Source organism: Leclercia sp. M50, assembly GCF_037150775.1.
Taxonomy (GTDB): domain Bacteria; phylum Pseudomonadota; class Gammaproteobacteria; order Enterobacterales; family Enterobacteriaceae; genus Enterobacter.
In genome coordinates this window covers 1-23,057 of record NZ_JBBCPK010000013.1, presented here as the reverse complement: position 1 = coordinate 23,057, position 23,057 = coordinate 1, and the positions used below count along the sequence as shown (strand labels likewise).

Below are 23,057 nucleotides of genomic sequence, written 5' to 3'. Positions count from 1 at the left end.
TTAAAGGCCACCTCCCGACGAGGTGGCCTTTCTCCATACTTATCAGCGCTCGTGGAACGCCTCCGCTCTGGCGCGCAGAATCGGTTTCAGCAGATAGGCCATCACCGTTTTCTTACCGGTAATAATATCCACCGACGCCACCATTCCCGGAATAATTAACAGCGGCTTTTCATCCGTGCCGAGATGGTTTTTATCGGTGCGCAGGCGAATCACGTAAAAACTCTTTCCGTCTTTGTCGGTTACCGTATCAGGGCTGATCTGCTCCAGCGTTCCCTTCAGGCCGCCATAGATGGTGTAGTCGTAGGCGGTGAACTTCACCGTTGCTTCCTGGCCCGGACGTAAAAACGCAATGTCCTGCGGGCGGATTTTGGCCTCCACCAGCAGCTTGTCGTCCAGCGGCACAATCTCCACCAGGTCGTTGCCCGGCTGGATCACGCCGCCGATGGTATTGACCATCAGCTGCTGCACCACGCCGCGCACCGGCGAGGTGACCAGGGTACGGTTCACCCGGTCGGAAATCGCCTTGCCCGACGCCTCTATCTTGCTGAGATCGGTTCGCGCCTCGTTGAGCTGCCCCAGCGCCTCGCTGCGATAACGCCCGCGCGTTTCGCTGACTTTGCTCTCAATCTCCTTGATGGCCGCTTCCGCCCGGGGAATGGCAAGGGTCACGGAGTCGAGCTGTCCCTGGGTCTCTACCACGCCACGACGCAGGCGGAGCACTTCGACTTTGGAGATCGCCCCTTTCGCCACCAGCGGTTCAGACATGGCGACCTCCTGCTGCTGCAGCCCCAGGCTACGACGGTACTGGCTGGCTTTGCCCTGGAAGTCGAGCAGCTCCTGCTTCTTCTGCACCAGCTGTTCGTTAAGCCCCGCCAGTTCGCTCTGAATGCGTTTGTTGACGCTGGCGAAGAGCTCCATCTCACCGCTGGCGATCTCAGGCGCCTTCTTCACTATCTCCGGCGCCAGGGTCAGGGTTGTGGCATCGTTCAGCTGCGCAGTCAGACGCTGGATGCGCGCCTGGAGCGCCAGCCGGTCGGCTTCGCTCTCCCCGGCGTTGGAACGAAACTGGGTATCATCCAGACGCAGCAGCGGCGCGCCGGCTTTCACCACCTCGCCTTCATGCACAAAGACTTCGGCCACGATCCCACCCTCAAGGTTCTGCACTTTCTGCAGACGTGATGAGGGGATCGCCCGCCCTTCCCCGCGCGTCACTTCGTCAATGCTGGCCAGCGATGCCCAGAGGATCATGGCGATAAAGAAGGCGAAGATAGCCCACAGCGTGACGCGCACCACCCGGGGGGCATCATCCAGCAACGCTTTGTTGACCTCGTTGGTGGTAAACGGTGCGGGCTGTTTATCTCCTGACAGCCAGCTCATCAGGCGGCTAAGCGTCTCAACGATTCGCATGAATTTGTCCCTTCTTCAGCGCACTCATGACGCTCTCTTTCGGGCCATCGGCAATGATTTTGCCGTTGTCGACGATAATCAGACGATCCACCAGCGTCAGCAGCGACGCACGATGGGTGACCATTAGCAGCGTTTTGTTGGCAATCACCGGCACGAGCGCCTTTTTGATCAAATCTTCGCTGGTGTTATCCATCGAACTGGTGGGTTCGTCCATTAACAGCACCGGCGGGTCGAGCAGTAGCGCCCGCGCCAGGGCGACAGCCTGCCGCTGGCCGCCGGAAAGGCTCATTCCCCGCTCACCCACCTGCATGTTGTAACCGGAGGGGTGACGACGGGCAAACTCGTGCACCCCGGTCAGGGTAGCCACCCGCAGCATCGTCTCGTCATCAACGTAGCTGGCGCCATACACCAGGTTCTCCCGCAGGGTGCCGCTGAACAGATGAATATCCTGCGGCGCGTAGCCGATGTTGTGCCGCAGGTCGTGAACATCGATCTGACGGGCATCAATGCCGTCGATCAGCACATTCCCGCTGTCCGGCTGGTAAAACCCGACCAGCAGTTTCGCCAGCGAGCTTTTCCCGGACCCACTGCGACCAATAATCCCCACCTTCTCCCCGGGCTGGATCGTCAGCGAGACGTTGCTGAGCGAGGCATACTGATTGCCGGGATAGATAAAGGTCACATCGCGCAGCTCAATGGCGCCGGAGAGGGTTTCCCGCTTCAGCGGCACTTCGTCGTCCTGCACCTCCTGCTCAAGATCCATCATCCGGTCGATGGTGGCCTTGGTCATTCGCGCGCGCTGGTAGCGGGTGATGAGGCTACACAGCTGGCCGATGGGCATCATGGCGCGACGGTGCAACAGATAGCAGGCAATCAGCCCGCCCATGCTCAGGTTGCCGCCGATAATGATGTAGACCCCGGCCACGATCAGGGCCACGCCGCTGAACTGCTGCAGCCAGGCAGTAAAGTTCACCGCCACATAGGAGAGCGACTTCACACGCAGTTCCAGCTTGCTCAGCTGACCGGTGAGGTGCTCCCACTGATACTGACGCTCGCTCTGGGCGTTGTTGATTTTGATGGCATCCAGGCCGGTGAGCGTCTCGACCAGCATCGCCTGGCGTTCGTTAGAGAGCTGATAGGTCTTCCTGACCCGGGACATCAGCGGGCGCTGGATCAGCCAGTTCACCAGCAGCGCCAGCGGATAAGCGAGCAGCGGGATAAACACCAGCGGACCGCCGATGATGCCAATGACCAGCAGGATCAGCAGGGTAAAGGGCAGGTCGATAAAGGCGGTCAGCGTCAGCGACGACAGGAAGTCACGAATCGACTGGAACTCCTGAAAATTCTGCGCAAAGCTCCCCACCCGCTGCGGGCGGAGCTTCATCTTCATCCCCAGCAGCCGCTCGAACAGCGCCGAGGAGACCACCAGGTCGGTTTTTTTGCCCGCCAGATCGAGGCAAATTCCCCGCAGGATCTTCAGCACAAAGTCGAACACAAAGGCAATGCTGATGCCAATCGCCAGCACCCACAGCGTGGCGGTGGCCTGATTAGGCACCACCCGGTCATAGACATTCATCACAAACAGCGGGGCGCTGAGGGCCACCAGGTTGACGAGGAAACTGGCGACCACCGCATCCAGGTAGAGGGATTTCGACAGTTTGAGCGTGTCCTGGAACCAGGCTTTGGTACGCGGCAGTGTAGCCGTCGGCTGGGCATCAAACTCATGCTCCGGAGAGATAAAAATCACCCGGCCGCTGTAATTCTCCGCCAGCGTCTCTGGCGACACGGTGATTTCACCGCCCTCCGTTTCGCTGGGTAGCAGCCGGGCGCGCTGCTGCGCATCCCAGCCAATCAGCACCGCGGCCTGATTGTTCTTCAGCAGGAGAATGGCGGGCAGAGAGAGCGCGGTGATGTTTTCAAGCCCACGCTGTACCAGCCGCGCTTTAAGCCCGGCTCGTCCGGCGGCGCGGGGAAAAGTCTCTGTCGTCAGGGTATGGGCTTCCAGCGGCAGCCCCGCCGTCAGCACGTTGCGGCTGGTCGCGACATTATGCAATTTGCAGACGATCATCAGCGCATCCAGCAGCGGATCGTCATGGCTTTGCCGCGGATCCTGCCTGCCCTGCGCCTGCGGGGTCATCTCGATGCGATCAGCGGAGTCAATATCAGGCGTCATTCTCTGCCTCAGTGTTCTGCGGACGGGGTCCACAGATAAAAAAAGAGAGGGTTGTTACCGTTATCTCTGCCAGCAACAACCCCGTCAGCCTCTCAGGGCGTCTTACTTTAATTCAGGCAGTTCTGCCTGGGAAGATTTCGCCTGCCCGAGCGGCTCTGCTGCTGTCGGTGGCTGAATATTCAGGCTCTTAAGCAGTTCGCCGGTACGGGCGCTGATGCGGTAGGTGGTAAACATATCGACGAACTGCAGCTCGACGTAGCGGCGCTGGGCGCTGAACACTTCGTTTTCGCTGTCGAGCATATCGAGCAAGGTACGGTCGCCAAGGCTGAACTGTTCCTGATAGGCGCTACGCACCTGCACGCTGCGATCGGCGTACTCTTTGGCGATAGGTACCTGCTGTCCGGCGTTTTTCAGGGCATTCCAGGCCAGACGGAGATCTTCGTTCAACTGACGCTGGGCGTTGTTTTTCACATCCTGCGCCTCTTTCATTTTGTAGGCGTAAGAGGTGATCGTTGCCTGGTCGCTGCCGCCGTTATAGAGGTTGTAGCGCATGCGCAGCATCGCCTGCCACTCCTGGCTGTGACCGCGGGTTCCATCGATGTTGTTATCCATGGTACGGCCAACTTCAACGTTCACATCCGGATAAAATCGCGATTTTGCCGCCTCGTACTGCTGGCGGGTCGCTTCCACATCGGCATCGGCCTGTTTCAGCAGCGGGTTGTTTGCCAGCATGACGGTCCGCGCGGCCTCCAGCGAGGCGGGTACCGCGATTTTGGCGGGCATGACGAGAGTGTCAGGCTCTTGGCCGGTGATACTCTGGTAGTTGGCGCGGGCGTCTTCGAGGTTAGTTTGCTCGGTCAGCAGGTTGTTGCGCGCCTGTGCCAGACGAGCCTGGGCCTGCTCGAAATCGGCCTGACGCCCCACCCCCTGCTCGGTACGCAGGCGGATCTGATCGAACACCCGCTCGTGATTCTTAAGGTTATCTTCTGCCAGCGCCACCATCTTCTGGCGCATCAGCACGTCGAGATAGGTCTGGATCGCCTGCAATGCCGTAGATTCGCTGGTATTCAGCACCGTCCAGGCCCGTGAGTTGACCGTCGCTTTTTGACGGCCGACTTCGCTGGTAGTGGCAAAACCATTGAAGACGTTCTGGCGCAGATTGATGGCGGACTCGCTGCGGTGCAGATCGCGCAAGTGATCGCCTGCCGCACGGGTGCTGGCGTTATCGGTTTGCTCCCAGCCGGTACCGGCGGTGAGATCCAGGGTCGGGAGATAGCCGCCTTTGGCGGCGCGGAGATCCTGATCGGCGGAATAACGGCTGTTTACCGAGGCGTTAACTTCCGGGTGCCATAACAGGCTCTCTTTCACGGCCTGCTCCAGGGTTGTGGCCTGGCTACAGGTGGCGCTTAGCGCCAGAGTAGCCCCTATAACGAACTGACTATACTGTTTCATCTTATTTTTTTCCTTCATATCCCTTGATTGTTGGTCAATATTCACCAGAGAAACCCCATCAGAGAGAGGGGGAAAAATGTACCCTGCGATTTTGCGGACAGACGGGATCCCTCATCTGTCCTGAATAAGATTTGCCGCGCAGCGCCAGACCAGCCCTGCGCGGCGCCGGTCAGGCGTGTTCTTCCGGTTTGGCGATCAGGCTGTCGAGCATCGTATCGTTACCCGCGTCATATCCCTCCGTTCCGGCGATCTCGCCGCCTTCAGCAGGAACATGTTCAACTTCCGCCGGGCCATCCGCCGTGTCGCTCTGCGGCCCCGCCTGGATCAGCGTGCTGAGATCGTTATGCTCCTCATCATGAATGAGATCGCTAAAGTTCAGCTGCTCCTCCTGACCCGGACTCTGAAGCGTGAGGTTCTCGCTCTGCGCATCATCGACCGTTGGCGTGCCGGTGTTATTCGCACTGCTGGTGGTAAGCATCAGGTTGTCGTCATCGATTAACGATGCGGCGTGATCCGCGTTCGCCAGAATGTGGTCGGCGTCATGCTCATCAGCCGTCAGGCTGCTCGTCTGCTTGTGATTCTCTTCACTGTCGTTTTCAGCATGGTTCTCCTCAACGCTGTGGGCAGCCATCAGAGAGCGATCGTCAACGTTATCATCGGCGTGCTCTTCTCCGCCGTGGCTTTCGCTGACAAACGTCCCGCCCTCTTTTCCGTCAACGGTGAAGTCGGTTTCGTGTCGATCGGCGGCGGTGGAGTCTACTTCCAGCCCGATCTCCCCGAAATCGCTCTGACCGTCCGGCAGCTCAACGCTCACCTGGCCGGTGAAGTGCGAGATGTCGTTATCAAAGGTCAGGGTGTAGCTCTTCTCTTCGGCGTTGTAGCTGACGCTCGCATAGTTGCCGGTGAAGGTCGCGTTTTCCGGGATACCGCTCAGGGTGATGCTGTTAAGGTGATCGCTGCTGTCTGAGCTTTCGAGATTGACATCCAGATTCAGCGTCACCGTGTAGCTGACGGTGGTATTGCCACCGAGCTCAGAAGAGGGTCCGTCACCAAATACCACCCCTTCAATGCCGTTGGCATTCTGGAACGGCGATTTCCCGGTCTCGTTATCGACGATATGCAGGTTATCTATGTCATTGTTCTTACCGTTCTGTGGATGGTCGACACCGGTAACGGTGTAATCAGCCTCATTCCCCTGAACAAAGATATAGTCCTTGCCCTCGCTGCTCTGAGGTAAGTCCTGGTTGCCGGTGATACCGTTGAGCGGCCTGAACTCATAGCGATCCTGCGGCCAGTCACCCTGCTGGTAATAGCCCCCGGTATGGTCCCCGACCACAAAGATATCGGTGTGGGTTTTGTCGCCATTATTGGCGTTGGCATTACCCTGGCTGTTGTAGTAGTGGATCTGATCCGGGCTGTCGGCCTTTGGTACGAAGTCGCCCTGAATCTTGCCATCCGGGCTATCCGGAGTCAGCCAGACATGGACGTTGCTGCCGATCGCCACAATCACGCAGTTCTGGATATCGTAACCGTTAGGATCGCCGCTGCCGCCGTTAACATGGATGATCTCGTTATCGGTTGTCTCGGAGGTTTTACTGCCGGGGGTGACGGTGACGGTGAGTTTGATGTCGGCATCTGCATCTGCGTCGGCATCGGCATCGGCGTCAGAATCGGCGTCGGCGTCTGCATCCGCATCTGCATCCGCGTCTGCATCGGCATCCGCATCAGCGTCGGCATCGGAATCCGCGTCGGCGTCAGCGTCCGCATCTGCATCGGCATCGGCATCGGCGTCAGAATCGGAATCGGAATCCGCGTCGGCGTCCGCATCGGAATCCGCATCGGCGTCTGCATCCGCATCTGCATCCGCGTCGGCGTCGGCGTCGGCATCGGCATCGGCATCGGCATCGGCATCCGCATCGGCGTCTGCATCCGCATCGGCATCTGAATCAGCGTCTGCATCTGCATCTGCATCTGCGTCCGAGTCGGCGTCAGAATCCGCATCGGCATCCGCATCGGCATCCGCATCCGCATCCGCATCCGCATCCGCATCGGCGTCGGCGTCAGCGTCGGCGTCGGCGTCCGCATCGGCATCAGAATCAGAATCGGCATCCGCATCTGCGTCGGCATCAGAATCAGCATCCGCATCCGCATCGGCGTCAGAATCGGAATCTGCATCCGCATCCGCATCAGAATCCGCATCGGCATCGGCGTCTGCATCCGCATCAGCGTCAGAATCGGAATCTGCATCCGCGTCCGCATCCGCATCAGAATCCGCATCGGCATCTGCATCTGCATCTGCATCTGCATCTGCATCGGCGTCGGCATCGGCGTCTGCATCCGCATCGGCGTCAGCATCGGCATCGGCATCAGAATCGGCATCCGCATCCGCATCGGCGTCTGCATCCGCATCGGCGTCCGCATCCGCATCAGCGTCGGCGTCGGCGTCGGCGTCAGCATCTGCATCCGCATCCGCATCGGCATCTGCATCCGCATCCGCATCCGCGTCGGCGTCCGCATCGGCATCAGAATCGGCATCCGCATCTGCGTCGGCATCTGCATCAGCATCGGCGTCAGCGTCCGAATCGGCATCTGCATCTGCATCTGCGTCGGCATCGGCATCGGCATCGGCATCGGCATCGGCATCGGCATCGGCATCGGCATCGGCATCGGCATCGGCATCGGCATCAGAATCGGCATCCGCATCTGCATCCGCATCCGCATCCGCATCGGCGTCAGAATCGGCATCCGCATCTGCATCCGCATCCGCATCCGCATCGGCGTCAGAATCGGAATCTGCATCCGCATCTGCATCCGCATCTGCATCGGCGTCGGCATCAGAATCAGCATCCGCATCCGCATCCGCATCAGAATCCGCATCGGCATCGGCGTCTGCATCCGCATCGGCGTCAGTATCGGAATCCGCGTCGGCGTCAGCGTCCGAATCGGCATCTGCATCTGCATCTGCGTCGGCATCGGCATCGGCATCCGCATCTGCATCCGCGTCGGCGTCGGCGTCGGCATCCGCATCAGAATCGGAATCTGCATCTGCGTCCGAGTCGGCGTCAGAATCCGCATCGGCATCCGCATCGGCATCCGCATCCGCATCGGCGTCGGCATCCGCATCGGCGTCGGCGTCAGCGTCGGCGTCGGCGTCCGCATCGGCATCAGAATCGGCATCCGCATCTGCGTCGGCATCAGAATCAGCATCCGCATCCGCATCGGCGTCAGAATCGGAATCTGCATCCGCATCTGCATCCGCATCTGCATCGGCGTCGGCGTCGGCATCAGAATCAGCATCCGCATCGGCATCCGCATCAGAATCCGCATCGGCATCGGCGTCTGCATCCGCATCAGCGTCAGAATCGGAATCTGCATCTGCATCTGCATCCGCATCCGCATCAGAATCCGCATCGGCATCGGCGTCTGCATCCGCATCAGCGTCAGAATCGGAATCTGCATCTGCATCTGCATCTGCATCAGAATCCGCATCGGCGTCGGCGTCGGCGTCAGCGTCTGCATCGGCGTCAGAATCGGAATCGGAATCCGCGTCGGCGTCAGCGTCCGAATCGGCATCCGCATCGGCATCAGCGTCAGCGTCGGCGTCGGCGTCGGCGTCGGCGTCGGCATCTGCATCGGCATCTGCATCGGCATCCGCATCTGCGTCGGCATCTGCGTCAGAATCGGCATCCGCATCAGCGTCTGCATCAGCGTCGGAATCTGCATCAGCGTCGGCATCTGCATCTGCATCTGCATCGGCGTCAGTATCGGAATCCGCGTCGGCGTCAGCGTCCGAATCGGCATCTGCATCTGCATCTGCGTCGGCATCGGCATCCGCATCTGCATCCGCGTCGGCGTCGGCGTCAGCATCTGCATCCGCATCCGCATCGGCATCTGCATCCGCATCTGCGTCGGCATCTGCATCAGCATCAGCGTCCGCATCCGCATCGGCATCTGCGTCCGCATCTGCATCCGCATCGGCATCCGCATCTGCATCTGCATCAGCGTCAGCGTCAGCGTCCGCATCAGAATCATCAATATCGAGCAGCGTTAATTCTTCCGGGGGCTCATCATCGGGGAAATCCAGCCCAATCGTCGGGTAGCCTGCAGTGGGGTCAACAATTTCGCCGGTAAGATCGAGCACGACGTGGGTATGTGACCCGCCGCCGCTGCCGCCTGGCTCGCCGCCAGAATTACCGGATTGCGGACCTGCTGCTGTCGCTTCCAGGGTTTGGGTCGGGTCCTGCCCGTCGGCAATGGCCTGCTGCATGGCAGCAACATCCTGCTGCACCGCCGCTGGGGGCTCTGTGACCACGTGCCCTGAACTGTCCCACTGGCTGTCACGCCCCAGATCCAGCTGTTTGCCATCCGCCAGAGATAAGGTGATTGCGCCAGCCGCTCCCGTCTGGACGCTTTCTCCTTCGAGAACACTGTCGCCTTCGGTTAGCAAACGCTTACTGCCGTCAGGGCTGACGGCAAAGACCTGTCCGATTACTGCTTTGACGATCCCGGATATGCCACTCATATATTGTTTCCCACAATCTTTTTCTCGCCCAATTCATCCATTGCTCAGGCTCAGAATGCTAAAAGAGTATTTAATCTGTATTCGTAATAGGCTGTGCAACCAGGACAACAATACGCCTTTCTGCATCAGATTTATTGATGCAGGTACGGGTCAGGGCGCCATATTAATAGATGCTGTGAATAAAGAGGAATCTTAAAGGTCAGCACCATTAAAATAGGGAGCCAGGAAATTATTCCCCTGGTAATTGTTGATTAATCCCGGCACGCCACAAAGGGCTAAATAAGCCCCTCGTCGTCATCCGCGATTAATCCTTCCAGTCCGCTCAACGAGCGACGCGCCTGCGCACGGCTGGTGAGTTTGGCCTGCGCAGCAGGCGGCAGATCGGTAATGGTGATAACGCCTTTACTCATCAGAACCTCGATCAGATCCTCAAGCACACGCACCATCTCAAGGTCGCTTTGCCGTAGCTGATAGAGCGTGGCTTCGCGGATATCACGCTGGCGCAGCCACTCGTCAATCTCGGGCGTACAGAGATCGTGCTGTTCTGTCATTGCGGGAAAAGGTGTCAACTCCACCCGAATTATTCGTCTTTCTGTATCGCGTTCTACGTAATACATATTCAGCCTCTGTATAGCCTGTGAGGTTAATTTCCGCCCAGCGTACTGGCATCAGCAAAATAGCGTCCCATTGCGCCATACAGCCCCATTTTTTCAAGGATCGCCAGCTCGCCCGCAGTTTCTACTCGTTCGGCAATTAAGGGAAGATTTATCTGACGGGCGGCCCAGTAAATAGCCTCAATAAACAGTTTTTTATCGGCTTCGCTGTCTATATCGCGAATATAACTGCCATCAACCTTAATCCAGGCCAGACCCCATTGCGGCAAATTGCCGATAAGGTGGAAGCGTCCACCAAAATGCTGGATCCCCAGACGACAACCCAACGCCTTCAGACGGCTGACCAGAACATTCACCCGCTCGACATCGGGCAACTCATTCTCATCCAGCTCAAAGGTCAGCCAGGTTGCCAGCTGCGGCGCACTTTTCAGCGGCTGCAACAGGGCATTCAGGCTCTGGTCATCCGCGACGCTGGCCCCGCTGATGCTCAGCGCCAGCGGACGCGGTGATTTTGCCAGTTCACTTAGGGTCTGCTGGAGCATCACAATGTCCATGCGGCGGCTGAGATTGAGCCGGTGGATCCACGGCATAAAGCGTCCGGCAGGCACCAGCTCCCCCTCCGGGGTCTTAATTCGCGCGAGGATCTTATGATGCAGCACCTCACGCGCGCTGTTGCAGGCGTAGACCGGCTGTGAAAAGAGCGCAAAGTCGCCGCTTGTCAGCACCGCATCCAGACGGGTATACCAGCTGTGATGATCGTCTTCGCTCTCGGTGGCCGATGCGGTATCGGGCGTCGCAAAGATGCGCATTTCGGTTTCGGCTCTTGCCAGCGCCTGATCCGCCTGAGCCAGTACTGCCTGGGGCGTATCGCCTGGGTTAAACGGCACCAGGGCAAAATGCGCCACCGGCGTCACGTCGCTCATGCCCATCTCAGACAGCGCCTTCAGCTGGGTGCTGAGGGTGTTGCGCAGATTATCGAGCTCCTGGCCCAGGATCTGCGGGGCGATAATGGCAAACTCCCCGCCGCGCACGCGGGCTACAAACCCCTCGTTGTGGAAATAGTTGCGCTGCAGACCGCTCAGAATATCCGCCACGGCCACCAGCAGCTGATCGGATTTCGCCCCACCCAGACGCTGGTTAAGCCCCATCAGATCCTGCACCCGCAGCAGCATAATGTGGCCGGCGGCGTTCTCTTCATCACTCAGGCGTGACTGGAGCTGCATATCAAACGCCCGGCGGTTGCTCAGGCCGGTCAGGCTGTCGTGGTAGGCCTCCTGGCGCAGCGCTTCGGTACGCCGGGCCTGCTCGCTGAATAACACCTTGAGCTGGGTCACCATCATGTTGGTGGCGTCCACCACCCGGCGCAGCTCAGGCGTTTTTGGCAGCGCCTGTATATTAAGAAACTCGCGGCGGCAGATGGCCATCGCCTGTCCGGCAATATAGTTAAGCGGGCGCAGAATGCGGTTCAACAGCAGGGTGGCTGCCAGCACAAACAGCAGGCTACAGCCGATCAGCCACAAAAAGCTGGCAACGATACTGTTCCACAGGCGGGCCAGGGCGAACATCGGATGGCTGACCACTTCTACCCGGGCAACCTGCGTCCAGCCCCGCATCACAATGGCATCGCCTTCACCTGGGCTGAGGTTCACCAGCCGCACAAACCAGTGCGGTACACGGGTGCTCTGGGGTACGTCGCTGCGCTCGATAATCGGTTTATTGGTTTTAATGTCGATCACGCGAATGCGATAGAAATAGCCGCTGTCGAAGATGGAGTTCACCATCAGCTCGGTCATGGCCGGATCGTCGATATGGGTGGTCAGTGACACTCCCAGCGCCGTCGCCGCGTCCTGCGCGTGGGCGCTAAGCTGATTGCGGTACTGCTCCCGTGAGCTTTCCAGGGTAACGAAAAAGTTGCCGCAGAAAATGACGAGCGTAAATAAACAGATGCCAATCAGTAGCTGTTTATAAAGAGACATGGCCCTATCCTATTCATGAATTACAAATCCTTCTGCACGCATACGGGTGAGAAGATCCTGCCAGCGGGAGAGCCGTTTGCTGTCACCCACGCGTTTGTTGCCGCCAGATTGCGGCAGCCACAGCCCTTCGCCGTTAAACGCATACACCGGAAGCAGATCGGTACGCTGTGTAGCAGGCAAGATGGCGGTTTTCAGGTTATCCAGAACCAGTGGGATCGCCGTGGGGGTGGAATACCATGTCACCACCATGTGCGCCTGATTCAGTTCGAGTGCTTTAACATAGGTAATACGTAACTGGTTCGCCGGCACGCCCATTTCGCGCAGGGTGAAATATTTCGCCAGCGCAAAGTCCTCGCAGTCCCCTGCCCCCTGACGTAAAAACTCAATTGGCGTTGCCCAGTAATCCTGCTGCTTCCAGACGACGATATCATCGCGAAACGCCATCCGGGCGTTAAAAAACTGGTTAACCCGGTTTAAGGTGTCATGGATCGTGCCCTGCGACGGCTGTTTAAGCAACACTGCCCACTCATCAATCCGCTGCCGGGCGGCGGGGGTAGCCGGGCCATACAGCCGTTCGGTACGGGTGCTGATGGCGCTGAAATCCCACCCGGCGCCGAGTCCGGGGGAGATAACCAGCAGCAGCACCAGCCAGAGCGACAGCCAGCGTCGACAGCTCACCAGAAGAGAAGGATAAAGCCGCATGACGTAACTTACTGCTCGCCTGACCGGGCCAGCCAGCGCTTACGGTACGCGACATAGCCGGAAAGGTAGTGTTCAACATCGTCGATTCGCACGCGATAGCTGTGGTGACGAATAAAAAAGCTGCCGACGATGCGCGGCGGGTTTTTAAAGAACATCGCCAGTTCCGGCCAGAAAAAGCCGTTTGCCAGATAGCGGGCGCGGCTCTCCAGCGCCTGGTTGAACACCGTCATGTCGAAGCCCGCCAGCAGATGTTTATGCGGCGATGCCTCAAGCCGCGCGATCATCCGTGAGGCCGCCATCATCAACTCAAGCAGCGTAGGATAAGTGGTGACGCGGTTCTGAACGAAGTTGAGATGATCGCGCACGTTATCCAGCCCAAACTGGTAATAGCGCTCCAGCGGCTGGTAGCGCGTCAGCTCGTTGACGCAGTAGCTGAGCCAGTGATCGTGCGCCTGCCAGTGCTTCTGCACAATGAAATGATCCATCGCCCGTTCGACCATTGCCAGCCAGCGCGGCGCTTTAGTCAGTCCGTAAAGACGCATCAGCGCAAACGCCGCCTCACCGTCGTAATAGATAATGCGGTGCGCCGCCTTCAGCGACAGATCCCCTGCGTTCAGCACGTGAACAAACCCGCCCGTCTGCGGATCCTGCATAAAGCCGATCCCGTTCGCCAGCCGCGCCATCGGTTCCAGATACCGATCATCACCGGTCAGCTCGCTGTATTTCGCCATCGCCAGAATACACACCGCATTGCCGCCAAGCTTAATCTCATCCCCGGTATCGACCAGGAAATCGGCGTCGCTGCCGTCCGGTAGCCGGTAAGTACGAATAAAGCTGACACAAAGGTCGTTGAATGCCCGCTCGATTGCCGCGAACTGTTCAGGCTGCTGCGTCACTTCCCATCCTTCGAGCAGTGCATAGGTGGAGCTGGCGTGGCGCAAGGCGTTATAGGTGGGAATGGCGCGGTCGAAACAGGGGAACCAGCCGTACTGATAGCGCCCGGAGGGGGCGATCTGCCGGGCAAGGTAGTCGGTGGCGGAGGCGATCATCGGCTCAAGCGCCGTCGCCTGCCAGTCGGGTAGCTGGCGGTAGCCGCTGTTACGCCCGGTCGATTCGATGGGTAACAACTGCTCGCCGTCGCAAAACAGCGCCCGGGTGGTGAAGCGCCAGAGCGTCTGGTCAGGCTCCTCCGGCCAGCTCAGCACAGCGCCGAAGCGACGGCGGGAAAAATGGGCCAGATTAGTGGCATTGGGCGTGGCAACGCCGTGATCGCCATGATAGAGCAGCGCGTTGGCGGCAATCTCCTGCTCCAGCATCGCGTAGCGAAACGCTGGGTCCAGGCTGATGCCGAAGCGAAAATAGTTGCGTTTGGTCTTGGCTAAGCGGGCTTGCAGGTTATCCCAGCGCAGGGCCTGCACCTGATCCACAAGGTCAACGCGCAGCCAGCAAACCACCGCCCCACTCTTTTGCTGCCACTGCAGCAGCGCCTCTACGCCCTGCTGCCAGGCCTGATCGAAGCTGTCGCCAGAGCCCTGCACAATATGCGCACGGCTTTGACCATCGGAAGCACTAAAAAAGATCGCCCAGGCGGGGCAAATCGGCGGTTTGGGCGCGACGTCCAGCAATTCCATCGCCGGGCGGGTTTGCGCCAGTAATTGGCTGAGCGGCATTTTTACTCCTGATAACGCCTGAAGAAACCCTGTCAGAAAAATCCTAACCAGATAATACCATTATGTATGACAAGTTGTGTATTCTGTATATCTATGTTTCTTCCGGGGCAGTATTGTGAGTCGATGTTTCGCGGTAGGGATCCTGCTGCTGGTGAGCCTGTATGCGTACGCTGAAATGCCGCTGCTGTGGAACCAACCGGCCTCCCGGGAGCACTGCCCGACCGGCGACGAGGCCGTGTGGGTACACTACCCTCAAGGCAACGCCTGTATGCGCTATTTCAGCGCCGGAAATCTCCAGGCTGCCCCGCTGGCGGTGGTGATGTTAAAAGGCGACCGCGTCTCGCAGATAAAGCGTCCACCCGAAACCATTCCCGGTAACACCGTCGCCGACCAACGCCGTCAGGCCCGGGCCATTCTACGCCAGACCGGGTTGCCAACCATCATTATCGCCCGCCCCGGCACCTACGGCTCCAGCGGCAACCATTACCGCCGTCGCCAGGAGGAAGAGTTCCAGGCTATCAATGCCGCCCTCAATGCTATCAAGGCCCGCTATGGTATTCAGCGCGTTATTCTCAGCGGACACAGCGGAGGCGCCACCGCCGCCTCGGCGCTGCTGACTACCGGCCGCCGGGACATCGCCTGCGCGGTGCTCACTTCCGGCGCCTGGGGAATACTCGAGCGGGCGCAGCGCCTGCGCCAGCAGCGTGGCGAAGCCCCGGCGCCTGCACTGGACGGCACCGGCCTCCCTCACCCGTGGGATCCCCTCGACCACATCAGCGGGATCGCCGCCGATCCCTTCCGGTTGATCCTGGTGATCGGCAACCCGCAGGATCGCAATACGCCGTTCGATCTGCAGGCGCGATTCGCGGATGCGCTGCGGGAACATGGCCACCGGGTAGAACTGCTCGAACGCCCCGCCAGACCGCCGCAATTTCATAATTTGACGGGGAATGCCGGTATCAACGCCATTCGCCTTTGTCCGCTACGCGGATAAGCCCAAAAAAGCAGGAATAAAAATATGCGCCAGAAACCGCCCCGTCAGCCACGCGCAGAGACGCAAGCACCGGGATGGACCGCTGCCGAACTCGAAAAACTACCCGGTAGCGTCTGGTACAATCGCCCGGATGCAGGCTGGTGCGCCACTGACATTGTCCTTTTTCATGATAAGGCGCAGCCTGGCCATCCCTGTCTGTTTGTCGCCATCGATCCCGACACCTGGCACAAGGGCTCCGGCAACACCGGAGTTTACGCTGGCTGGGATGATACTCATCTTTCGCTTCCCCGCCACGCCTCTCGCTACTGCGGGGCCATCGTCCAGCGCAAGGTTGATGGTCTGCCTCCGGACTTTCCTCAGCTGGTGGTGGGCAACAGCTATCAGGCCCTGCTTTGGCTTGCAGAAGAAGCCCGGCGGCGACTGGACGGTAAGCTGGTGGCGATCACCGGTACGGTAGGCAAAACCTCGACCAAAGAGATGCTCAACAGCATCCTGACAAAGCATATGTCGGTAGTGGCGAGCCGCGGAAACCATAACACCCGCACGGGGGCCTCCATCACGCTGGCGCGTGCAGTCTGCAATCCGCAGGCGGTGGTGATGGAGGTGGCGATCTCTGCTCTGTGGATGCGCAACGGCGGGATCGGCCCGCGTATCAAACCGCATATCGTCATTATTACCGAGATCGGCCTCACCCAGGTGGGCAGGAGCGTGACCTCTCTCGACGATGTAGCCCGCTTTAAAGCGCGCATCAGTCACGGTCTTATTCCGGGTGGTTACGCCATTTTAAACCGTGATATGGCCAGCTATGACACCGTGGCTGCGAGCGTCACCCGTGACGGTGCCCGCATCATCAGCTACGGGTTTGATGCCGACGCCGACGTGCGGATCACGGCGTTTACCCAGAATGCCAACGGGAGCCTGATCACGCTCAGCCTCCGTCAGCAGAGCCTGAATTACCGGCTGGCTGTGCCGGGCAAAGGCGCCGCCCTTAACTCGGTGGCCTCGCTTATCGCCGCCGATCTGCTCGGGGTGAGCCTGGCGGAGATCGTGGCCAGCCTCGAAACCTGGCGCAGCGATGATCAACATATGGGCATTTCCGCGCTGCCGCTGCCGGGCGGCGGGGCTGTCACCCTGATTGACGACAGTTATAACGCCGAATACCTCTCGATGCTCAACGCGTTTGAGGTGGCCTCTCAGCGAGCGCAGGAAGGGGGCGGCCGTGTGATCGCCCTGCTGGGGCGGATCATCAACCTCGGGGATCGGTCCGCCGCCATCCACCGCTCGCTGGCGCAGCCCCTGCTGGCGGCTGGCTGTCAGCAGGCATTTCTGCACGGTGACGAGATGTGTGCCCTGCACGACGCCCTGCCGGAGGAGGTTCGTAGCGGTCATTTCAGCACCGCAGAGGCGCTGGTGGAAGCCGCTGTGCCAGCGTTGCGCGACGGCGATATCGTGCTGGTCAAAGGGAGCGTGCGTAATTCCGACTTCAGGCGGGTTGTCGGCCTGTTGAAGCGCCGACTTACCGCGTCGCCAGCCCTGGCAAAAGGGCAAACCGCCCGCCTGCTGATGAATCTTACCACCGGCGAAACCCGGCTGTCTGAGCAGGGTGACAGCGCGTTTGCCCCCACGTACTTGAGCCAGCTGCTGCTGGCCGTCTGCCTGGCAGAACGGCTGCTGGCGAAAAAAATAGACCTTGATACGCCTGTTGAGATGCACGGCATCGCTGCCCACGTTCTGCAGGGCAATCCGGCTCTTGGCCTGCAACGGGGGGGCACGGCAACCGTGAAATCGCTGGTGCAGGGGATGCTCATCCACAACGCCTGCGACGCCGCCATTCATCTGGCGGAAACGCTGGCCGGCAGCAGCGCGGAGGCGTTGAAGGCGCTGCGCAGCCTTGTCGACCAGCTGGAGATGCGCCACACCCATATCAATAACGTCTCCGGTCGGCCCCGCCCCGGCCAGCGCACCACGCTTAGGGATATCGCCAGGCTGATGCACCATTTCCAGCTGCGCTACCCGCACTGGCTTACGTGGCTGGGTGAGCACGAGGCGGCCATCGGCGAGCGGGTCTACCGTAAAAGCGGCAACCTGCACAGCAACGGCAGCGCATGGGGACAATTCTGCGCCGGACGCTGGGGCGTTGCGTTGCAGTGGATCGCAGGCGAACTCTGGCTGGCCTGCGCTGCCGGGGCGGATGACGCCTTTCATCTCGACTATCTGCTGGATGGGCTCCTGGCCGGAGTTGATGGCGCAGTGCCGGCACCGGTGCCCGTCGAACGGCACATCGACAAACCTGTGGCGACCCTCACCTTGTTGGGCGACACCTACTTTGGCGAGTGGTATACCCGCAAGCGCCAGGCGCGGGGTCTGGATGATGCCCTGCAACGTTACGGCTACGATCACAGCTTTCTGGGTATCGCCCCCCTGCTGCGCGGTAGCGACTTCACCCTTGCCAACTTTGAGGCGGCCCTCGCCACCGATCTGCGCGCCAGTCTGGAAGGGCGAAAGCCGTTCTGCCTGACCGGGGATCCGGTCGCCTCGGTTACCGCCCTGCGTAAACAGGGTATCGACGCGGTGGCCCTTGGCAATAATCACGCCATGGATGCCGGACTGCCTGGGCTGGAGAGCACCCTGGCGGCGTTTGGCGACGGCGGCATTGCCTGCATCGGCGCCGGACGCAATGCGCAGCAGGCCCACGCTCCGCTGGTGCTGACGGTGGGCGACAGACAGTACAAGATTTTCAGCGCCTACTGGTACCGGCGCTACATGGAGCAGGATTGCGCCTTTTATGCCCGCCCACGTCGGGCAGGGGTCGCCTGCCTGAGCGGCGGCCTGGCTGAACAGCTGCGTCTGGAGAAAGCACGCCCCCGGCCAGCCACCACTATCGTGCTCGCTCACTGGGGGCTAGATTACCAGTGGACAACGGTGGGACAGCGGGCGCTGGCGCAGCGTCTCTGCGAGGCCGGAGCCGACCTGATTATCGGTTCCGGGCCGCACATGGCAGGCGAGGCGGTAAAACTGGGCGAAAGTCTGGTGGTCTACAGCATCGGCAATGGGGTGTTTAACAGTAACGGTGAATACCAGTCGCGTGGCGTGCCGCCGTATGGCTTTGTCGTCCGCCTGCGGCTTGGCAATCCGCAGCCGCAGATCGCGCTTCTGCCGATCCTGACCGACAATAAACAGACTTTCTGGCAGCCCCGCCCGGTGACCGGGGCGGAATTCTCAGATCTGATCGCGCAGCTTACCGCGCAGGGCATGCCCATTACCCAGGAAGAGACGTCCGATGCGGGCTGGCGCGCCGTCAGTGAGGAGGGTGAATGCAGGCTGATCATGCCGCTGGCGCACCTGGCCGGGAGGTAAGCAGAATTTTTAAGCGATACAACTACCTGAATTAAAATTCCCGATTACATTTAAAAGACGTCACTCCGCTGTGCGACAGAGTCAGGACAAACTGATGAGCGTGCTACTGCAAAAAATGCCCCGCTGCGGGGTGGTGTTGTTAACGCTGCTTCTGAGCGTAAGCGGTTGTGCTAGCCATGATAAGAATCCCAGCCGGGCGCGTGTAGCGCCGAAATATGTTCGCCCTGCGCCTGTGAAGCCCGCGTATAGCGCACCTGAATCGTTCCTGAACGCGCCAGAAGCGTCCCCTGCGCCGCCCGTAAGAGTAAAAAAACGGCCTCAGGATAAAGCCGCCGAACCGCCCGCGCCCCAGGTCATGCCGGTGCTGGATAACTCGTTGCCGGAGCAGATCTGGCAACCTGCGATCACCCGTCAGACCAGCCTGGAGCTAAAATCATGACGGAACGCGCTCTCGGTGAACTGGAAAACCGGGCCGATATCAAGCGCCCCACGCTGCCGCTGTGGCAAAACGCGGTGGTCATTCTTCTCACCCTCACCTATCTCATCTGCGAGCTGGCCTTTAACTCGCGCCTGCTCGACCTGGTGGGAAGTCTCTCCACCCCCGATGACATCCACAATATGGAGCGTTATGGCCGGGCTTTAACCGCTATCGCCGCCGCGCTGCTGATGTTCCAGCTGGTGCTGGCGTGCAACGCCTGGCTGAAAAAACGCGGCATTGCCTTTCCCGCCCCCTGGGTGGCAGGCATGGTGTTCTCGCTCTGTCTGCTCACCGGCGTGTTGACATGGCAAACGGTGGAGCGGGTTATTGAGCGCCAGGTCGCCCAAAGTACCGGCGAGTTTCGCCAGAAGTCGATGCTGGCGCAGCTCTACCAGCAGTCTTTAATTGACGGGCACCAGACGCTGGAGGGGATCCCGCTTGATGACGATGGCAGTCAGCGCGAAACCTGGACCAGCCCATCCGGGAAAGCGTTTCTGGCGATGCTGCCGCTACTTATGAGTTCGGTCAGCCGCTATCACGAACTGCTTGAGCGAGAGGCGGCGCAAAACCTGCGCGACAGCATCAGCGTTCAGGAGGGCGGGCTCCTCGGCTATTACAAACTCTGGCTGGCCGCGCGCGCGGACATTTATCAGGACTATCTCGGCTATAACAGCGATACCCGGAAAAATGGGCTTTATCATGGGGTGACAATCCCGGCCCGCCTCGACTGGGAGACATTTTTTATGCTGGACCCGGTGCAGAAAAGGCTGCGGGAAAAGCTGGCCCTGCCGCTGCAAACCCGGGTGCATCCGGAATATCCCAAAAACGATGCCCTGAAACAGTTCGCCCTGGCATTGCAGGCTCCCCATCTTGACTACGCCGTGCAACAGCAACTCCCCCGCCTGCAGGCTGCGCTGGCCAGCTACGGCACGGGCGGAGCAAATGAAAAACGGGGCGAGGATGCGGCGCGGGCGGTGATTGTTCCTCCCATTGCGCTGATGTTCTCCCTGCTCGGCGCCCTCACCCACCTGGCAAAACTGCTCTATCTGCTGCTTCTGCCGTTAAGTGCCGCCCTGCTCTCTGTTACCGCCTGGCGGCCCGTTCGCCTGCTTAACCGCCATCCGTTGATCTTCCCGGTGCTGTTAATCTGCCTGCTGCTCGGCCTGTGCAGCGTGACCAATAACAGTATTACGGCTTCTCCGGCCTATCAGTCGCTGCGGCACGCATTGCAGGGAGCGGAAGTGGCGATCACCAATACCCCCTCATCCCTCAGCGGCGGCACGCTGTTGCGGGGGATCCATACGGTCAGCATCGGGCAGAGTTACAGCTATCCGTTGAATCATGCCATACGCCAGAACGTGTTGCTCGGCTTTGATTTTGGATATGGAAAGCCTGACTAATCGCGTTTTAATGTGAATAAAAACAGCCCCGGTTTGAGCCCTTTTATGGGTTATTTTTTGCGCAAAAAGTAGTGTTAGCAGTTAAGATATATCAGTGCTACATTACGCCGCCCAGCGCCGACAGCCTTTTTTCAGACCTTGGGCATATACGGTAATCACCATGAACCAATAGTATTAACGCAGGTCTTAATAGCATTCCGGCGTAGCGCCAGTCTGGGGCTACCAACATACTCTCCATAAAGGTCGTTTTATCTTGTCTCAATGCAAATTCACGCGCACGCTTCTGCACCCGCGTTACTGGTTTACATGGTTTGGTCTGGGTGTCCTCTGGCTGCTCGTGCAACTTCCTTATCCGGCGCTACGCTGGCTCGGTGCCAGCCTCGGAAGTCTTTCGCGTCGTTTTCTGAAGCGCCGTGAATCTATCGCTCGCAGGAACCTCGAACTCTGTTTTCCGGCGCTCTCCCCTGAAGAGCGTGATCATCTCATTAGTGAAAATTTTAAATCTATCGGCATGGCGTTACTGGAAACGGGGATGGCCTGGTTCTGGCCGGACTCGCGGGTACGTAAGTGGTTTGACGTTGAAGGCCTGGAAAATTTGCAGCGCGCGCAGGCAAAAAACTGCGGGGTGATGGTGATCGGCGTTCACTTTACGTCGCTGGAGCTGGGTGGCCGGGTGATGGGGTTGTGCCAGCCGATGATGGCCACTTATCGTCCACATAACAGCGCCCTGATGGAGTGGGTGCAGACGTGCGGGCGCATGCGTTCAAATAAGGCGATGATCAGCCGCAATAATTTACGCGGGCTGGTCAGCGCCCTGAAAAAAGGCGAAGCGGTCTGGTTTGCTCCGGACCAGGACTATGGCCGCAATGGCAGCAGCTTCGCCCCCTTCTTCGCGGTAAAGGAGGTGGCCACCACTAACGGCACATTTGTGATTCACCGTCTTTCAAAGTCGGTGATGCTGACGGTCACCATGGTCAGAAAAGACGATAAAAGCGGTTATCGCCTGTTTATCATGCCGGAGATGGAGAACTATCCCCAGGAAGAGGCGGCCGCCGCGGCTTACATCAACAGGGTGATCGAGAGCGAGATCATGCGTGCGCCGGAACAGTATTTATGGGTGCATCGCCGTTTTAAAACGCGTCCTGTGGGGCACGCTTCCCTCTATCTTTAACCCCGTTGAAGGTTAGTTTCTTTTAGAAACTAACCTTTTCAATCACCTGTAATCACTCAGGTTTATCGTTAGCACGCTATCTTGCCGAACGACAATTTATTACCCGCCGAAATTAAACTGTCGCCGTTCCACGACACTCGTAAGTCATGGAAATTATTTAGAAAAATGCCTCTTGTCACTCCCGAAATTTAAGCGTACATTAGCGCCGTCTGGCTACCTGAAAGCACAGAATTCTGAGCTGGAGTCGTGGCTGAAACGGGATAATTCTCATTTCCGCCCCGGCCTGACTTCACCTCTCTATACTCAGTTGGACTCTATTTTTTATTGCGTATCACGAAATACGCGGAGCGATGAACGTGAAATATTTCTTTATGGGTTTTTCAGTGATTTTGTTCGCATGGGTCGGTACGTTTGCCCTGATGATGAACTGAGCAAAGAAAATGTAGTCAAAAAAACAGGCGCCCGAGGCGCCTGTTTTTTTTGGGGTTACTGACCCGCCTGCTCTGGCGTCGGCTTTGTTACCTGGGGCAGTAATCCGTCGGCGCGGAACATGCTTTTAATGCCCCTCACCGCCTGACGGATACGATCGCTGTTCTCAATCAGCGCGAAACGCACGTGCGTATCGCCGTAGTCGCCAAAGCCAATCCCCGGGGAGACGCACACCTTCGCATCCTGGAGGAGTTTTTTGGCAAACTCCAGCGACCCCATCGCGGCGTAGGCGTCCGGGATCTTCGCCCAGACGTACATCGAAGCTTTAGGCATCTCCACCATCCAGCCCGCCTCATGCAGCCCTTTGACCAGCACATCGCGACGGCGTTTATACTGGGCGGCAATGTCCTTCACACACTGCTGATCGCCTTCCAGCGCAGCAATGGCCGCTACCTGCAACGGGGTAAAGGTGCCGTAGTCGTGGTAGCTTTTGATACGTGCCAGCGCGTTGACCAGCGTCTTGTTGCCGACCATAAAGCCGATACGCCAGCCCGCCATGTTGTAGCTTTTCGACAGGGTGAAAAACTCCACCGCAACGTCGCGTGCGCCGGGTACCTGCATGATCGACGGCGCTTTCCAGCCGTCATACACGATATCGGCGTAGGCCAGGTCATGCACCACCAGCACGTCGTAGCGCTTCGCCAGGGCCACC

The 23,057-nt window shown here is 59.1% G+C and carries 15 protein-coding genes; 6 read left to right on the top strand and 9 right to left on the bottom strand.

Annotation, left to right across the window (positions count from 1 at the left end; all coding sequences use genetic code 11):
• Positions 1-42 precede the first annotated feature (42 nt).
• The 8 genes from WFM46_RS05030 to WFM46_RS04995 all read right to left on the bottom strand — a co-directional run bounded on the left by WFM46_RS05030 (position 43) and on the right by WFM46_RS04995 (position 14,516).
• Positions 43-1,407 carry an HlyD family type I secretion periplasmic adaptor subunit gene (locus tag WFM46_RS05030; protein WP_180210278.1) on the bottom strand — a complete coding sequence of 455 codons (1,365 nt, stop codon included), beginning with the start codon at positions 1,405-1,407 and terminating at the stop codon, positions 43-45.
• Complete coding sequence (locus WFM46_RS05025; protein WP_442913447.1) at positions 1,394-3,580, bottom strand: type I secretion system permease/ATPase; 2,187 nt, start codon at positions 3,578-3,580, stop codon at positions 1,394-1,396. Before WFM46_RS05025 ends, WFM46_RS05030 begins: the two co-directional genes overlap by 14 nt.
• Before the next feature lie 102 nt (positions 3,581-3,682).
• Positions 3,683-5,032, bottom strand: a complete 1,350-nt coding sequence (locus tag WFM46_RS05020; protein WP_336997184.1) for a TolC family outer membrane protein — start codon at positions 5,030-5,032, stop codon at positions 3,683-3,685.
• A gap of 169 nt (positions 5,033-5,201) precedes the next feature.
• Positions 5,202-9,554 (bottom strand): hypothetical protein, encoded by a 4,353-nt coding sequence (locus WFM46_RS05015; RefSeq protein WP_336997183.1) that lies wholly within the window; start codon positions 9,552-9,554, stop codon positions 5,202-5,204.
• A 275-nt stretch (positions 9,555-9,829) separates the two neighbouring features.
• Positions 9,830-10,171: a tryptophan synthase subunit beta gene (locus WFM46_RS05010; RefSeq protein ID WP_336997182.1), complete on the bottom strand. Its 342-nt coding sequence runs from the start codon at positions 10,169-10,171 to the stop codon at positions 9,830-9,832.
• A gap of 26 nt (positions 10,172-10,197) precedes the next feature.
• Positions 10,198-12,144, bottom strand: coding sequence for a cyclic di-GMP receptor LapD (lapD, locus tag WFM46_RS05005; RefSeq protein WP_336997181.1), 1,947 nt, complete (start codon positions 12,142-12,144; stop codon positions 10,198-10,200).
• Positions 12,145-12,153: 9 nt separating this feature from the next.
• The gene (gene lapG / locus WFM46_RS05000) at positions 12,154-12,846 is read right to left on the bottom strand and encodes a cysteine protease LapG (RefSeq protein WP_336997180.1); all 693 of its coding nucleotides are present in this window, start codon (positions 12,844-12,846) and stop codon (positions 12,154-12,156) included.
• An 8-nt stretch (positions 12,847-12,854) separates the two neighbouring features.
• The gene (locus tag WFM46_RS04995) at positions 12,855-14,516 is read right to left on the bottom strand and encodes a Mur ligase (protein WP_442913446.1); all 1,662 of its coding nucleotides are present in this window, start codon (positions 14,514-14,516) and stop codon (positions 12,855-12,857) included.
• 115 nt (positions 14,517-14,631) lie between these two features.
• On the opposite strand from WFM46_RS04995, the gene WFM46_RS04990 reads away from it, so the two are divergent.
• The 6 genes from WFM46_RS04990 (at position 14,632) to ypdK (ending at position 22,347) form a co-directional block, all read left to right on the top strand.
• Positions 14,632-15,510, top strand: a complete 879-nt coding sequence (locus tag WFM46_RS04990) for an alpha/beta hydrolase family protein (RefSeq protein ID WP_336997179.1) — start codon at positions 14,632-14,634, stop codon at positions 15,508-15,510.
• A 24-nt stretch (positions 15,511-15,534) separates the two neighbouring features.
• Positions 15,535-18,867, top strand: coding sequence for a CapA family protein (locus tag WFM46_RS04985; RefSeq protein WP_336997178.1), 3,333 nt, complete (start codon positions 15,535-15,537; stop codon positions 18,865-18,867).
• 94 nt (positions 18,868-18,961) lie between these two features.
• Positions 18,962-19,306 (top strand): hypothetical protein, encoded by a 345-nt coding sequence (locus tag WFM46_RS04980; RefSeq protein ID WP_336997177.1) that lies wholly within the window; start codon positions 18,962-18,964, stop codon positions 19,304-19,306.
• Positions 19,303-20,745 carry a hypothetical protein gene (locus tag WFM46_RS04975; protein ID WP_336997176.1) on the top strand — a complete coding sequence of 481 codons (1,443 nt, stop codon included), beginning with the start codon at positions 19,303-19,305 and terminating at the stop codon, positions 20,743-20,745. Before WFM46_RS04980 ends, WFM46_RS04975 begins: the two co-directional genes overlap by 4 nt.
• A 250-nt stretch (positions 20,746-20,995) precedes the next feature.
• Positions 20,996-21,916 (top strand): kdo(2)-lipid IV(A) palmitoleoyltransferase, encoded by a 921-nt coding sequence (lpxP, locus tag WFM46_RS04970; RefSeq protein WP_103180605.1) that lies wholly within the window; start codon positions 20,996-20,998, stop codon positions 21,914-21,916.
• Positions 21,917-22,266: 350 nt separating this feature from the next.
• A complete protein-coding gene (gene ypdK, locus WFM46_RS23810) occupies positions 22,267-22,347 on the top strand; it encodes a membrane protein YpdK (RefSeq protein ID WP_197080173.1) in 81 nt (26 codons plus the stop codon).
• Positions 22,348-22,402: 55 nt separating this feature from the next.
• Here the strand turns inward: ypdK and WFM46_RS04965 are convergent.
• Positions 22,403-23,057 (bottom strand): aminotransferase class I/II-fold pyridoxal phosphate-dependent enzyme (locus WFM46_RS04965; protein WP_336997175.1); only part of this gene is annotated, 655 nt, incomplete at its 5' end.

What these genes read in the sequence shown, in the direction of transcription:
- WFM46_RS05030 (WP_180210278.1), bottom strand. Translation starts at nt 1,407, where the DNA reads ATGCGAATCGTTGAGACGCTTAGCCGCCTGATGAGCTGGCTGTCAGGA.
- WFM46_RS05025 (WP_442913447.1), bottom strand. Translation starts at nt 3,580, where the DNA reads ATGACGCCTGATATTGACTCCGCTGATCGCATCGAGATGACCCCGCAG.
- WFM46_RS05020 (WP_336997184.1), bottom strand. Translation starts at nt 5,032, where the DNA reads ATGAAACAGTATAGTCAGTTCGTTATAGGGGCTACTCTGGCGCTAAGC.
- WFM46_RS05015 (WP_336997183.1), bottom strand. Translation starts at nt 9,554, where the DNA reads ATGAGTGGCATATCCGGGATCGTCAAAGCAGTAATCGGACAGGTCTTT.
- WFM46_RS05010 (WP_336997182.1), bottom strand. Translation starts at nt 10,171, where the DNA reads ATGTATTACGTAGAACGCGATACAGAAAGACGAATAATTCGGGTGGAG.
- lapD (WP_336997181.1), bottom strand. Translation starts at nt 12,144, where the DNA reads ATGTCTCTTTATAAACAGCTACTGATTGGCATCTGTTTATTTACGCTC.
- lapG (WP_336997180.1), bottom strand. Translation starts at nt 12,846, where the DNA reads ATGCGGCTTTATCCTTCTCTTCTGGTGAGCTGTCGACGCTGGCTGTCG.
- WFM46_RS04995 (WP_442913446.1), bottom strand. Translation starts at nt 14,516, where the DNA reads ATGCCGCTCAGCCAATTACTGGCGCAAACCCGCCCGGCGATGGAATTG.
- WFM46_RS04985 (WP_336997178.1), top strand. Translation starts at nt 15,535, where the DNA reads ATGCGCCAGAAACCGCCCCGTCAGCCACGCGCAGAGACGCAAGCACCG.
- WFM46_RS04980 (WP_336997177.1), top strand. Translation starts at nt 18,962, where the DNA reads ATGAGCGTGCTACTGCAAAAAATGCCCCGCTGCGGGGTGGTGTTGTTA.
- WFM46_RS04975 (WP_336997176.1), top strand. Translation starts at nt 19,303, where the DNA reads ATGACGGAACGCGCTCTCGGTGAACTGGAAAACCGGGCCGATATCAAG.
- ypdK (WP_197080173.1), top strand. Translation starts at nt 22,267, where the DNA reads ATGAACGTGAAATATTTCTTTATGGGTTTTTCAGTGATTTTGTTCGCA.